10 protein-coding genes and 3 pseudogenes are annotated in these 14,555 nt (G+C 59.0%); 10 read left to right on the top strand and 3 right to left on the bottom strand.

The window, feature by feature from the left end:
* Positions 1-31 precede the first annotated feature (31 nt).
* The 3 genes from ACW5XD_RS16030 (at position 32) to tesB (ending at position 1,961) form a co-directional block, all read left to right on the top strand.
* The gene (locus ACW5XD_RS16030; protein WP_042873080.1) at positions 32-466 is read left to right on the top strand and encodes an SRPBCC family protein; all 435 of its coding nucleotides are present in this window, start codon (positions 32-34) and stop codon (positions 464-466) included.
* Complete coding sequence (locus ACW5XD_RS16025) at positions 459-818, top strand: RnfH family protein (RefSeq protein WP_456495702.1); 360 nt, start codon at positions 459-461, stop codon at positions 816-818. Before ACW5XD_RS16030 ends, ACW5XD_RS16025 begins: the two co-directional genes overlap by 8 nt.
* Before the next feature lie 279 nt (positions 819-1,097).
* A complete protein-coding gene (tesB, locus tag ACW5XD_RS16020) occupies positions 1,098-1,961 on the top strand; it encodes an acyl-CoA thioesterase II (protein ID WP_310011942.1) in 864 nt (287 codons plus the stop codon).
* A 63-nt stretch (positions 1,962-2,024) separates the two neighbouring features.
* Here the strand turns inward: tesB and ACW5XD_RS16015 are convergent, their stop codons facing one another.
* From ACW5XD_RS16015 to ACW5XD_RS16005, 3 genes are all read right to left on the bottom strand, one after another.
* A complete protein-coding gene (locus ACW5XD_RS16015; protein ID WP_456495701.1) occupies positions 2,025-3,203 on the bottom strand; it encodes a dicarboxylate/amino acid:cation symporter in 1,179 nt (392 codons plus the stop codon).
* A gap of 117 nt (positions 3,204-3,320) precedes the next feature.
* Positions 3,321-4,034, bottom strand: coding sequence for a class I SAM-dependent methyltransferase (locus tag ACW5XD_RS16010; protein ID WP_456495700.1), 714 nt, complete (start codon positions 4,032-4,034; stop codon positions 3,321-3,323).
* A 156-nt stretch (positions 4,035-4,190) separates the two neighbouring features.
* Positions 4,191-4,832, bottom strand: coding sequence for a TetR family transcriptional regulator (locus ACW5XD_RS16005; protein ID WP_456495699.1), 642 nt, complete (start codon positions 4,830-4,832; stop codon positions 4,191-4,193).
* Between the two features lie 144 nt (positions 4,833-4,976).
* Between ACW5XD_RS16005 and ACW5XD_RS16000 the strand changes: the two genes are divergently transcribed.
* The 7 genes and pseudogenes from ACW5XD_RS16000 to rfbA form a co-directional block, all read left to right on the top strand.
* Entirely contained in the window at positions 4,977-6,158 is a 1,182-nt protein-coding gene (locus ACW5XD_RS16000; protein WP_456495698.1) for an efflux RND transporter periplasmic adaptor subunit, read from the top strand.
* A gap of 17 nt (positions 6,159-6,175) precedes the next feature.
* Complete coding sequence (locus ACW5XD_RS15995; protein ID WP_456495697.1) at positions 6,176-9,325, top strand: efflux RND transporter permease subunit; 3,150 nt, start codon at positions 6,176-6,178, stop codon at positions 9,323-9,325.
* Entirely contained in the window at positions 9,318-10,736 is a 1,419-nt protein-coding gene (locus ACW5XD_RS15990) for an efflux transporter outer membrane subunit (protein ID WP_456495696.1), read from the top strand. Before ACW5XD_RS15995 ends, ACW5XD_RS15990 begins: the two co-directional genes overlap by 8 nt.
* Before the next feature lie 775 nt (positions 10,737-11,511).
* Positions 11,512-12,612: a dTDP-glucose 4,6-dehydratase gene (gene rfbB / locus ACW5XD_RS15985; protein WP_456495695.1), complete on the top strand. Its 1,101-nt coding sequence runs from the start codon at positions 11,512-11,514 to the stop codon at positions 12,610-12,612.
* A pseudogene (gene rfbD / locus ACW5XD_RS15980) lies at positions 12,612-13,498 on the top strand (dTDP-4-dehydrorhamnose reductase). Before rfbB ends, rfbD begins: the two are co-directional and overlap by 1 nt.
* Before the next feature lie 127 nt (positions 13,499-13,625).
* Positions 13,626-13,802 (top strand): annotated as a pseudogene (locus ACW5XD_RS15975) (transposase); the annotation flags it as partial.
* Positions 13,799-14,514 (top strand): annotated as a pseudogene (gene rfbA, locus ACW5XD_RS15970) (glucose-1-phosphate thymidylyltransferase RfbA); the annotation flags it as partial. The pseudogenes ACW5XD_RS15975 and rfbA, both read left to right, overlap by 4 nt.
* Positions 14,515-14,555: the final 41 nt, after the last annotated feature.

The following is a 14,555-nucleotide window of genomic DNA, read 5'->3' as shown; positions in this document are numbered from 1 at the left end:
TAAAATCGGCCCGATTGGATGAGGAAAGCCCATGCCCCGTATTACTCGCAGTGCCCTGGTGATGTTCAGTGCAGAACAAATGTTCAGGCTGGTCAATGATGTTCACGCTTACCCGGAGTTTCTGCCCGGTTGTGTCGGCAGCCGTGTCCACGAGACAGGCGATGACTATATGACTGCCTCGGTCGATGTGGCCAAGGCGGGGATTGCCAAGACGTTTACCACCCGCAATCTGCTCGATGCCAACCGGCAGATCAAGATGGAGCTGGTGGAAGGCCCCTTCAGCAAGCTGGCAGGCTGGTGGACCTTTACACCACTGGATGTGGATGCCTGCAAGGTCGAATTCGACCTCGATTTTGAGTTCACCTCCAAGCTGATCGAGCTGGCGTTTGGCCAGATTTTCCGTGATCTGGTGGGCTCCATGGTGCTCGCCTTCTCCAACCGCGCCAAGGTGGTGTACGGTGTCTGATCTGCTCAATATCGAAGTGGTGTATGCCCTGCCCGAGCGCCAGACCGTGCTGCGCATCCGAGTTGATCCCGCCACCAGCGTGCTGGCCGCCATCGAGCAGTCCGGCATAGTGCAGAAGCACCCGGAAATCGATCTGTCGGTCAACAAGTTCGGCATCTACAGCCGGCCGGTCAAGGGAAGCGAACGATTGCAGGATGGGGATCGCATCGAGATCTACCGCCCGCTCATCGCCGATCCGAAAGAGATGCGCAAGAAGCGGGCCGAGAAGGCCAAGGAGGAGGGGCGTGCCGATGTGGTGACCGGCGGCCGGCCCAATACCAACCGCAAGCGAGGGGACACAGACTCGGTCTGATGCCGCACTCTGGAATAAAAAAGGCGCCTTGGCGCCTTTTTTATCTGCTTGTCCAGGAGGGGGGATGAGATCCGCTAGAAGACATTGATGGGTGTCATATTCACTTCATCGAGTGTACAGAAGAAGTAAAATAGGGGCCGGCTAGGGTTGCTCTTCCACTTATTCCAATCCCTCCCTTGCTGAATTAAACCGCCTGGCGGATCCGCTGCGGGGGAGGGGCAAGGTTGCTCTGTCAGGGCGAGCTTGTTAGCCTTTGCGGCACTGATACAGGAGATAAGAATGAGCAAGGTACTTGATGAGCTGCTGGCACTGCTGGCGCTCGAGAAAATCGAGGAGGGCCTGTTTCGGGGCCAGAGCCAGGATCTCGGTCTGCGGGCCGTGTTTGGCGGACAGGTAATGGGGCAGGCCTTGTCAGCCGCCAAACAGACGGTGGCCGCCGATCGTCAGGTGCACAGTTTTCACTCCTACTTCCTGCGCCCCGGTGATGCCAATCGTCCCATCATCTACGACGTGGAGAACATCCGCGACGGTCAGACCGTCTCCACCCGTCGGGTCAAGGCCATTCAGGGCGGCAAGCCCATCTTCTATCTCAACGCCTCCTTTCAGGTTGAGGCCGAGGGGTTCGAGCACCAGATTGCCATGCCTGCGGGGATCACCCCGCCCGAGCAGCTCAAGAGCGAGCTGGAGCTGGTGCGCCCCTACGAGCAGCAGATCCCGCCTGCCCTGCGCGACAAGATCATGTGTGAGAAGCCGATCGAAATTCGCCCGGTGACCCTGGTCGATCCGATCCGCCCCGACGTGCACGAACCGCTGCGCCACGTCTGGTTCAAGGCCAATGGTCAGATGCCGGACGATCAGCGGGTGCACAAATACCTGCTGGCCTATGCCTCCGACTTCCACTTCCTGTTCACCGCCCTGCAGCCCCATGGCGTGTCGTACTGGGAGCCGGACATGCAGGTGGCCACCATCGATCACTCTATGTGGTTCCACCGGGACTTCCGGCTGGATGACTGGCTGCTCTATGTGGTGGACAGCCCGAGCGCCAGCGCAGGTCGCGGTCTGGTGCGCGGCCAGTTCTTCACCCGTGATGGGGTGCTGGTGGCGAGCACGGCGCAGGAAGGGGTGATCCGCCGGCGCGGTTGACTTCAAATGCCAGCCATAAAAAACGGGAGCCGATGGCTCCCGTTTTTTATGGGCTTGCTCTATTCAGGCGGCGTCCTGCTCGGCGCTGATCGCTGGCTCGCCGCTCTGGGCGAAGCGATCGGCCCACAGGGCGATGACGCCGTCACCTGTAACGTTGCAGGCGGTGCCGAAGCTGTCCTGCGCCAGGTAGAGAGCGATCATCAGAGCGATGGAAGCCTCACCGAACCCCAGCATGGAGGTGAGCAGACCCAGTGCGGACATGACGCCGCCACCCGGTGCGCCCGGTGCGGCTATCATGATCACCCCCAGCATCATGATGAAGGGCAGCATGGTGCCATAGCCGGGAATGGCCAGGTGCTCGGAGAGGAACATGACGGCGGTGGCGCAGGTCACCAGCGTGATGGTGGAGCCGCACAGGTGAATGGTGGCGCACAGCGGTACGGTGAAGTTGGCGATGCCGTCGCTCACGCCGTTGTTCTTGCTGGCCTGCAGGGCGACCGGGATGGTGGCGGCGCTGGACATGGTGCCGAGAGCGGTGAAATAGGCGGGCAGCATATTCTTGATGAGCATGGCGGGTGAGCGCCCCAGCGCCAGCCCCGTGCCGACGAACAGCACCGAGAGCCAGAACCAGTGCATGACGATGGCCATCACCAGTACCACGCCGAAGGTTTTCAGGGTGGCGAAGACGGTGCCCTCGACCGTCATCTCGACGAAGACGCCGGCGATGTAGAAGGGCAGCAGCGGGATGATCACGCGGGCAAGCAGGCGGTCGATGATGTCGCGGCCCTGATCCGCGACCCGGCGCAGATCGGTGGCCTGGGTGGCGCTGATGCCGATGCCGAACACGAAGGCGGCGGCCAGGGCTGACATCACCCCGAACAGCGGCGGTATCTCCAGGTTGACGTAGGAGCTGAGCTTGATGGCGGCCGCCGCCGTGGGCTCGGCGGCGCTGGTCAGCTGCGGGATCAGGTGGCCAGCCACGGTGAAGGCAAACAATCCCGCCAGTATGGTGGAGCAGTAGGAGAGGGCGACCGTTTTGCCCAGCAGTTTGCCGGAGTTCTTCGGCAGGCTGGCGATGCCGCTCATGATGAAGAACAGGATGATGAGCGGAATGGTGAAGGTGATCAGCTGACCTATGACTGTCTTGGCCGTAAACAGCACGCGTGCGACCCATTCGGGGGCGTAGAGACCGAGCAAGAGACCGGCCAGGATGCCGGCAACCAGTTTGAGGACAAGTTTCATAAGTAAATCCAGGTGTTAGTGTCTGATTTGTTATTTAATTTTGATTTTAATGCCGCTTTTTAACACAACTACCGCATCTTGTCTGCCTTCGCCTGGTTAATTCAGAGTTAAATATTGTTAGCCGGATGATGAATCGCGGGGAATGGGCCCCTTGAAGCGACGGCGGCGATATTGATGCATGGTAGGGGCGAGCTCGGGGAGGCGGATCAGCAGGACATGCAGCCAGCGGCCGTGCATGGCATCCTCGCTGCACCAGCTCTGATGCAGGCCAAATGGCAGGGGGGCGATCAGTTCTTGCAGGCGGGCCTCATCAAGCCGGGTCTGCAGCGGGTGTTCGTCCTGTGATGGCACCACTGTGTGGCTGGGATCGCCTTCGTCATAAGGGAAGGAGCAGTAGAGCGGCGCCCGGGGTTTGAGCAGGCCGGCGAGATGCATCAGGGCGGGGGCAAGCTCTCCTTCGGCCAGGCAGGGCAGTGAGCGGTTGGCCCAGATACCGTCAAAGGGCAAGGCGCTGTGCATCTGCTCGAGGCGGCAGACCCGCACCGGCTGGCCGCTGCGGCGCGAGGCGAGCCTGGCCTGGGTCAGGCTGGCATCAAAGGCGGTGACCATGAGGCCGTGCTGCCGGAAAAAGAGCAGATCCTCGCCCGTGCCGCAGCCCGCTTCCAGCAGATGGGCCCCGTTTGCCAGCAATATCAGAAAGCGCTGACGGGCTGACAGGGTGTCCGGATCCGCCGCAGATGGCAGACTGGAGGAGGCATCATGACTGGGCTGTGGCGATGCAGATGGCTGACTGGGGGAGGAAGCATGGTCGGGCAGTGGAGATATGGGCATGGCAGGCACCTTCTTTCGGGGGCGCTACTCTAGCAAATTTGGCGACGGGCTACCAAAGCGTCGTGCCGTGAACCGCTACTGCCAGGCTGGGGAGCCGGTCTGTGATGGCGTGCGGGAAGCAAAGAGAGGGGCCAGCGCTGAGCTGGCCCAAGGCTATCAGGCTGGTCGATTGGCCGGGCCGTTTGGCAGGGCAATCAGGGCAAACAGGCTGTCGAGCAGGAAGTCGGCCTCCCGGGTCAGGTCGATGCGCTCCGGGAAGTGCAGCCAGTTGATGATATAGCCATCCAGGGTGCAGTGCAGCAGGGTGGCGGCCCGTTGCAGATCCAGCCCCCTGGGGAGTTGGCCGATGCGCACGGCATTGGCCAAGGTCGTCTCCAGATCCCGGAAGAAGTTGGCGGACTGGCTGCGCATGTGCTCGCGCAGCGAGATGGCTTCCCCTTCCAGCGATTCGAGATTGAACATGATGGTGAACATCTGCTGATGGGCAGGATTGGTGCTGATTTTCACCAGCACTTCCTTGAGGAAACTGCGCAGCTTGCCAAGGGGATCCGGCTCCTGCTCGGCGACACAGGCGTCGAGCTGATGGGAGAGCGGTTGGCACAGCTCCTCCCACAAAGAGACAAACAGCTCCTCTTTATTCTTGAAGTGCCAGTAAATGGCGCCACGGGTCAGATCGGCGGCCCTGGCGATATCGGTCAGACTGGTCTTGGCCAGCCCTTGCGAACAGAACAGATTCAGGGCCGTACTCATGATGTGGCAGCGAGTCTGCTGCGCTTCTTCTTTGGTTCTTCTGGCCATTGACATCTGTACCTTGTAAAAGTAAAAAAGTTCACTTACATACATTTATGAATGTATGTATATTGCCTCATATTTACGATTTTACCAACTGGGTCCTATAAACCCTGTGGTTATTCATTGATAGACAGAGGCTCAAGGTTCTTCATGCATAAACATATTCTCGCACGTTCAGTCGGCCTTGCGCTGCTGGCGAGTGGTCTGCTGACCGCTTGTGGCGAACAGGGCACCGCCCAGCAAGGCCCGGGTGGCATGCCGCCCGCCGCCGTAAATGTCGTTACCCTGCACACCACGCCGTTGCAGCTCACCTCAGAGCTGACCGGCCGCAGCGCCCCGCTGCGGGTCGCCGAAGTGCGTCCCCAGGTGAGCGGCATCATTCTCAAGCGTCTGTTCACCGAAGGCAGCGATGTCAAGGCTGGTCAGCTGTTGTACCAGATCGACCCTGCCATTTATCAGGCCGAGGTGGCCAGTGCCAAGGCCAACTTGGCCAAGGCCCAGGCCAATGAGCAGAGCGCACGTCTCAAGGCCAAGCGTTATGCCGAGCTGGTGAAGGTGAAAGCCATCAGCAGCCAGGAATATGACGATGCCGACGCGGCCTGGAAGCAGCAACTGGCTGAAATCGGTGCGGCCAAGGCTGCGCTGCAGAGCGCCAACATCAATCTGGCCTACACCCGCATCACGGCCCCCATCAGTGGCCGCATCGGCAAATCCGCAGTGACCGAGGGGGCGCTGGTGACGGCCCAGCAGGCCGACAGCCTCACCTCCATCCAGCAGCTGGATCCCATGTATGTGGATGTGCGCCAATCCACTGCCGATCTGTTGCGCCTCAAGCGCCAGGTCGCTGCTGGCAAGCTGACCCAAGGCCAGCAGAATGGCGCCAAGGTGCGCTTCCAGCTGGAAGATGGCAGCCATTATAGCGAGGAGGGCTCGCTGCAGTTTTCCGACGTGACCGTGGATGAGACCACCGGCATGGTGACACTGCGGGTGATCGTCCCCAACCCTCACCAGTTGCTGCTGCCGGGCATGTTCATGCGTGCCACCCTGCAAGAAGGTGAGCGGGCCGAGGGGCTATTGGTGCCGCAAACCGCCGTGACCCGCACGCCGAAGGGCGGTGCCACCGTCATGGTGGTGACCGCGGACAACAAGGTCGAGCTGCGGGAAGTGCAGCTGAGCCGCATCGTCGGCAGTGACTGGGTGGTGGAATCCGGTCTCAAGACGGGTGAGCGGGTTATCGTCGCCGGCCTGCAAAAGGTAAAACCCGGGGTCGTCGTGACGCCCACTGAACAGACCGCTACCGCGCCGTCTGAACAGACCCCGGCCAACAAGTAGGATGGAGTAGTCGCCTCATGGCACGATTTTTCATAGACAGACCCATTTTCGCCTGGGTGATCGCGTTGGTGATCATGATGGCCGGGGCCATGGCCATCATAGGCCTGCCGGTCGCCCAGTACCCGACCATAGCCCCGCCGGCCGTCGGCATTTCCGCCAGCTACCCGGGGGCTTCTGCCAAGACGGTGGAAGATTCGGTGACCCAGATCATCGAGCAGAATATGACGGGGCTGGATCATCTGCTCTACATGTCTGCCCAGTCCGATTCGTCCGGCAATGTGTCGGTGACCCTCACCTTCAAGCCGGGCACTGATCCCGACATCGCTCAGGTGCAGGTGCAGAACAAGTTGCAACAGGCCATGTCGCTCTTGCCCCAAGAGGTGCAGCAACAGGGGGTCCGGGTCCAGAAGACCTCCAGCAGCTTCCTGATGGTGGCCGCCTTCATCTCCACCGATGGCAGCATGACCAACGACGATCTCGCCGATTACGTGGTCTCCAACATCAAGGAGCCCCTGAGCCGACTGGACGGGGTCGGTGACATCACCCTGTTCGGCAGCCAGTACTCCATGCGAGTCTGGATGGATCCTCACAAGCTCAACCGGGTACAGATGACCCCGGGAGACGTGCAGGCCGCCATTCAGGCCCAGAACGCCCAGGTGGCCTTCGGCAAGCTAGGCGGCACCCCGGCGGTGAACGATCAGCAATTCACCGCCACCATCATGGGGCAGACCCGTCTCTCCACCCCGGAGGAGTTCAACAACATACTGCTGCGGGTGAACCAGGATGGCTCCAAGGTGCGGCTCAAGGACGTAGCCCGTGTCGAGCTCGCCGGCGAAAGCTACGATGCCTCCGCGCTCTACAACGGTCAGGCAACGGCGGCGCTGGCGATCAAGCTGGCCACCGGGGCCAATGCCCTGAATACCGCAGACGAGGTGCGCGGCAAGCTCAATGAGCTGTCGGGCTACTTCCCGGCCAACATGAAGATCGTCTATCCCTACGACACCACACCGTTCGTGAAGATCTCCATCGAGGAGGTGGTGCAGACCCTGATCGAAGCGATTTTTCTGGTGTTCTGCGTCATGTATCTCTTCCTGCAGAACTTCCGTGCCACCCTGATCCCGACCATCGCCGTGCCCGTGGTGCTGCTTGGTACTTTCGGGGTGATGGCTGCATTTGGTTTCTCCATCAACACGCTCACCATGTTCGGACTGGTGCTGGCCATCGGCCTGCTGGTGGACGATGCCATCGTGGTGGTGGAAAACGTGGAGCGGTTGATGAGCGAGGAGGATCTCTCCCCGCTGGAGGCGACCCGCAAGTCGATGACCCAGATCACCGGCGCCCTGGTGGGGATTGCGCTGGTGCTCTCCGCCGTATTCGTGCCAATGGCCTTCTTCGGTGGTTCGACCGGCGCCATCTATCGTCAGTTCTCCCTCACCATAGTGTCAGCCATGGTGCTGTCTGTACTGGTCGCCCTGATCCTGACCCCGGCGCTTTGTGCCACCCTGCTCAAGCCGATGAAACACGGTGAGTTCGGTGCCAAGCGCGGTTTCTTCGGCTGGTTCAACCGTGCTTTTGATGCCGGTACCAACCGGTACCAGAGCGGCGTACGCAAGGTGATCAAGCAGGGCGTACGTTACGGCATCATCTATGCCGCCATGCTGGCCGTACTGGCCGTGCTCTTTATGCGCATGCCCACCTCCTTCCTGCCGGAAGAGGATCAGGGAGTCATCATGTCCATGGTGCAACTGCCGGTCGGTGCGACCAAGGAGCGTACCGAGGTCGTGTTGGCGAACATGCGCGACTATTTCCTGAAAAATGAGAAGGATAACGTCGACTCAGTGCTGACGGTGGCAGGCTTCAGCTTTGCCGGCAGCGGCCAAAACAGTGGTATGGCATTTATCAAGCTGAAAGACTGGAAGGTGCGAAAGAGCCCGGATCGCAGCGCCAATGCCATTATCGGCCGCGCCATGGGTTACCTGTTCAGTATCAAGGAAGCTCAGGTGTTTGCCTTCAACCTGCCCCCTATTCCCGAACTGGGCACGGCCACCGGCTTTGACTTCTTCCTGCAGGATCGCGGTGGGTTGGGGCACGACAAGCTGATGGCGGCGCGCAACCAGTTGCTCGGCATGGCGGCGCAGGATCCCAATCTGGTGCGGGTGCGCCCGAACGGGATGGAAGACACCCCGCAGCTCGACGTCAAGATCGACTACGAGAAGGCGCTGGCGCAGGGGCTCTCCATCAGCGACATCAACAACACGCTGGCGGCGGCCTGGGGTTCTTCCTACGTGAACGACTTCGTCGATCGCGGTCGGGTCAAGAAGGTTTACTTGCAGGCGGATGCACCCTTCCGGATGAACCCGGAAGATCTCAAGCTCTGGTATGTGCGCAACAGCGCGGGCCAGATGGTGCCCTTCTCCGCGTTTGCCAGCACAGAGTGGGGCTTTGGCTCGCCCCGTCTGGAACGCTATAACGGTGTCTCCGCCATGGAGATAGTGGGTGAAGCGGCGCCCGGCAAGAGTACCGGTGACGCCATGGCGGCCATCGAGCAGATGGTGAAACAGCTGCCGGAAGGCATTGGCATCGAGTGGACCGGCCTCTCCTATCAGGAGCGGCAGGCGGGTTCTCAGGCGCCGGCCTTGTACGCCATCTCTCTGCTGGTGGTGTTCCTCTGTCTGGCAGCGTTGTACGAAAGCTGGAGCATTCCGTTCTCGGTGATGCTGGTGGTGCCGCTCGGGGTACTGGGCGCCATTCTGGCCGCCACCCTCCGCGGGCTGGAAAACGACGTCTACTTCCAGGTAGGTCTGCTCACCACCATAGGGCTGTCGGCCAAGAACGCGATCCTTATCGTCGAGTTTGCCAAGGAGCTCTATGACAAGGGAATGGGACTGAGTGAAGCCGTTGTGGAGGCGGCTCGTCTGCGTCTGCGCCCGATCCTGATGACCTCGCTTGCCTTCATCCTCGGTGTATTGCCGCTGGTGATCAGCTCCGGCGCAGGCGCCAGCAGCCGCAATGCCATCGGTACTGGAGTGATGGGTGGGATGATCAGTGCGACCGTGCTGGCCATCTTCTTCGTGCCGCTGTTCTTCGTGCTGGTGATGCGTTATTTCACCAATCACAGTTCACGGGAAGAGCGAGTTGCGGTTACCAAGGAGACCCATCATGACTAAGACGCTGGTCGCCTTGAGTGTGACCTTGCTACTGGGGGCCTGCTCCATGGCCCCTGACTATCAAAGACCCGAGTTGCCGCAAGGCGCCTCCTGGCAGAGCAATCAGGCGAGAGGGGAGGCGGTAGTCTCCTCCTGGCAACAGCAGTTCCTCGATCCTGCGCTGCAGCAACTGATTGCCACTGCGCTGGAGAATAACCGGGATCTGCGCATTGCGGCTCTCAACGTCGAGGCCTATGAGGCCAGATACCGTATCCAGCGAGCGGCTCAATTGCCAACCCTGGCGGCGAATGGCTCAGGCACCCGCCAGCAGGGATCCGACGATCTCAGCAGCACGGGGCCGGGGGTGATCAGCAGCCAGTACGATACCAATATTGGTATTACCGCCTATGAGCTGGACCTGTTTGGCCGGATCCAGAGCCTGAAAGATCAGGCGCTGGAGACGTATCTTGGTCAAATCGAGACCCAGCGCAGCACCCAGATTGCGCTGGTGGCCTCGGTGGCAAATGCCTATCTCACCCTGCTGGCGGATCAGGAGTTGCTGGCGTTGAGTGAGGCAACCCTGTCGACCGAGCAGGAGAGCTATGGCCTGACCGAGCACAAGTATCGCCTGGGGGCTGCATCCGAGATGGAGCTGGCACAGGGGCGTACCGCGCTGGAGAGCGCACGGGTCAGCCTGGCCCAGTACCAGCGTCAGGTGAAGCAGGACCGCAACGGTCTGGCCCTGCTGCTTGGCAGCCAGATACCGGCATTGGACGGCCAGCCGGCGACCCTGGCCGAGGTGCAACTGGCGGCAATCCCAGTCGGTGCACCTTCCAGTTTGCTGCAACAACGACCGGATATTCTGGCCGCCGAGCACGCTCTGAAGGCGGCCAATGCCAACATAGGCGCGGCGCGCGCTGCCTTCTTCCCCTCCATTTCGCTCACCGCGACGGCGGGCACCGCCAGCAGTCAGCTGAGCGGCCTGTTTGATGGCGGGACCGGAACCTGGTCGTTTATCCCCCAGATCAACCTGCCCATCTTCGACGGTGGCAAACGCATTGCCGATCTCGACGTGGCCGAGGTGAGCACCAGGCAGGCGGTGGCCAGCTATGAGAAGAGCATCCAGACTGCCTTCAAGGAGGTTGCAGATACGCTCGGCACCCAGGCTGATTATCAGCAGCAGTTGCAGGCGCAGCAGGCACTGGTCGAGGCCAACCAGACCTACTTCAAGCTGGCGGAGTTCCGCTATGAGCAAGGAGTGGATAGCTACCTGACACGGCTTGATGCCCAGCGTTCGTTATTCAGCGCCAAGCAGGGGCTGATCAGCACTCGTCTGGCCCAGCTGACCAACCAGGTGGCGCTTTACAAGGCCGTCGGTGGCGGCTGGCAAGCTTCCGACACGATCGCAACGGCGAGTGTTCAGCAGCAGTAGGATTAGCCTCCGCCTTTTGTTATCGCATAGCCACAGGGCGAACCATTCGGTTCGCCCTGTTTGTTTTCCGCAAAACCACACACATATGACACCTTGATGACATAATGCGTCGTGCCGGCATTGTGACAGTCATGACCCCTGTGAACATCATTGCTGAAGAGAGGGGGGGTTATGTGTTTCTTCAATGGTAATAAAATGTTGTGCGTATGCGGTGAAAACAGAGACGTGGGCCGATAGGGTGGTTCGGATGTGCGTCAATGCCCAGAACGCTTCTGGTTTTACTTTAGTATTCAGGGCCAAAAGTCTAATGTGGGCAGGTTGGGGCTCCAATTGCGACATTTATATTGGTGATACTCTACCGAGAAGTTGCTGGTGAATTTATGAATAATCTGGAAATCCAGTACTTTTAGCATGGTTGTTTTGACTATTCAAATTGCCGGGAAAGACGCTAGAATCCACACCTCGCCCACAGTGGCACAGCGCTATAGCATGGTTGTTTCTGACAAGACAGCCGGAGTGAATTTGTACAACAAATCTAGATTTGGTCATCAAGGATGGCGACTGAACTATCCCACGCTGGAGGGCATCATGGCCAACAGCACATACACAATCTGGTTAAAAGCAGCAAACTGGGGGCTGTAACTCAGGGGCGGTAGCTAACGTGTTTTTCCTGATTAGCGTGAGATATCTTCCCGTTAGACACACTCAATGTTGTCCCCATTCTTTATTTTTAGCTGAAAAACTAATTTTTCTATTAATTTTCAAGAGTATACCTATGAAAATCCTTGTCACTGGTGGCGCCGGCTTTATCGGCTCGGCGGTTGTTCGTCATATCATCCGGGATACCCACGACTCAGTCATCAACCTCGATAAACTCACTTATGCAGGTAACCTGGAATCGCTGGCTGACGTGGCAACCAGTGCTCGTTATGCTTTTGAACAGGTGGATATCTGCAACCGTGGCGAACTGGATCGGGTGTTTGCCCTGCATCAACCGGATGCCGTGATGCACCTGGCAGCCGAAAGCCATGTAGATCGCTCCATCACCGGGCCTGCTGATTTCATCGAGACCAATATCGTCGGCACCTATGTGTTGCTGGAAGCCGCCCGCGCTTACTGGAACGAGCTGGACGAGACGCGCAAGGCAGCCTTCCGCTTCCACCATATCTCCACCGACGAGGTGTATGGTGATCTGCCCCACCCGGATGAGGTGAGTGCTGGTCATCCCTTGTGGAATAAGTCACTGCCACTCTTTACCGAAACCACGCCTTACGCCCCCAGCAGCCCCTATTCGGCTTCCAAGGCATCAAGCGATCATCTGGTACGTGCCTGGCGCCGTACTTACGGCCTGCCGACCATCGTCACCAACTGCTCCAACAACTACGGTCCCTATCACTTCCCCGAGAAGCTGATCCCGCTGGTGATCCTCAATGCGCTGGATGGCAAGCCGCTGCCGGTGTATGGCAAAGGCGACCAAATTCGTGATTGGCTTTATGTGGAAGACCACGCGCGCGCGCTCTGCAAGGTAGTGACCACCGGCTTGGTAGGGGAGACCTACAACATCGGCGGTCACAACGAGAAGCAAAATCTGGACGTGGTGCATACCGTGTGTGATCTGCTTGACGAGATGGTGCCGAAAGCGGGTTCTTACCGCGATCAAATCACCTATGTGGCGGATCGCCCCGGTCACGATCGCCGTTATGCCATCGATGCCAGCAAGATGAGCAGTGAGCTTGCTTGGCAGCCAGAGGAGACTTTTGAGTCAGGCATTCGCAAAACAGTGCAGTGGTATCTGGATAACCAGCAGTGGGTCAGCAACGTCAAGAGCGGCGCCTACCAGTCCTGGATTGAACAGAACTACGGGGAGCGTGCCTGATGCATATTCTGCTGTTTGGCAAAAACGGCCAGGTAGGCTGGGAGCTGCAACGTGCCCTGGCGCCGCTGGGGCGCATCACTGCCGTTGATTTTGACTCCATCGACTATTGCGGCGATTTCAGTAATCCGGCAGGGGTGGCCGAAACGGTACGTCTGGTCAAACCGGACGTGATTGTCAATGCAGCGGCCCATACGGCGGTCGACAAGGCGGAGAGCGAACGTGAGTTTGCCGAGCTGCTCAACGCTACCAGTGTGGCCGCCATCGCCAAAGAAGCCGAGGCCTTGGGTGCTTGGTTGGTGCATTACTCTACTGACTATGTGTTCGATGGCAGCGGTGAGCGCCCCAGGGTGGAAACCGATGCAACCGCCCCGCTCAACGTTTACGGCGAAACCAAGCTGGCAGGGGAGTACGCAGCTGCGCCTTGCACTCGTCATCTTATCTTCCGCACCAGTTGGGTGTATGCCGCCCGTGGCGCCAACTTTGCCAAGACCATGCTGCGCTTTGGCAAGGAGCGCAGTGAAATGTCGGTCATCAATGACCAGTTTGGTGCGCCGACCGGCGCTGAGTTGCTGGCTGATTGCACCGCTCATGCGATCCGTGTGGCGCAGCGCAGGACTGAGGTCGCTGGGCTTTACCATCTGACTGCCTCCGGTACCACCACCTGGTTTGACTATGCCCAGCTGGTGTTTGCCAAAGCTAAAGAAGCAGGGGTTGAACTGGCGGTGACGCAACTCAATGCGGTGCCGACCAGCGCCTTTCCGACCCCGGCCAAACGCCCCCATAACTCCGCCTTGATACCGGCAAGTTCCAGCGAACCTTCGATCTGGTGCTGCCGGACTGGACGGTCGGTGTGGAGCGGATGTTGACCGAGATCCTGGGCAAGTAAATCACTGGCCAGGGATGTATAGAATGCATCCCTTGTCGGGGCGTTGTTTTCCAAATCGGAGTGACCTGAATTGAACTTATGGTGGAGACGGTGATCTGATCACCAAATCCCTCTTCAAATCAGCATCATGGGCAAGTCGCTTCACGCCATATCCAACTGGTCACAGTACAACCGTTCCCCGGTCAAACGCGGCTCGCTAACGTTCTGAGTTGATGAGAATGTCGTTCATAACTGGTTCCATCAAGAACATCATGGCCGACGGGGACGAAGCTCCCTCTACACTGACCAGACCATCTGTACCTTCTGATCATCAGTACGCCGCAAGATACCCCCCGCTTTGAACAATTGCTGGGTGATGGCAGCCAGTGGGGCTTGAATCTGCAATACAAGGTTCAGCCAAGCCCGGACGGGTTGGCACAAGCCTTTATTCTGGGTAATGAGTTCATCGGTTCAGACCCGTGTGCGCTGGTGCTGGGCGACAACATCTTCTACGGCCACGACCTTCAGAAACAGCTGGAGGCGGCTTCTGCCAAAGAGAGCGGCGCTACCGTCTTTGCTTACCACGTGCACGACCCTGAGCGTTATGGGGTGGTGGAATTTGATAAGCAAGGTACAGCTATTTCTCTGGAAGAGAAGCCACTGGAGCCCAAGAGCAACTATGCGGTGACCGGCCTCTATTTTTCGTGGTGGAGATCGCCAAGAGCTTGAAGCCGTCCCCCCGCGGCGAGCTGGAAATCACAGACGTTAACCGTATCTACCTCGAGCAGGGCAACCTGTCGGTAGCCATGATGGGCCGTGGTTATGCCTGGCTTGATACTGGCACCCATGAAAGCATGATTGAAGCGAGTAACTTTATTCAGACCATTGAGACACGTCAGGGCTTGAATGTCGCCTGCCCGGAAGAGATTGCCTATCGTCAGAAATTTATCAGTGCCGACCAGGTTCGTGAACTTGCCGCGCCGTTGGCAAAAAATGCCTATGGTCAATATCTGTTAAAGATGGTTGCAAAAGCCTGATGTGATACTGGGGGAGGTATGACGCTCCCCAATAAAAATTG

It is taken from the genome of Aeromonas enterica (genome assembly GCF_054052465.1).
Note: the sequence above shows the minus strand (reverse complement) of the source record. Positions and strands in the feature narration are given on the sequence as shown.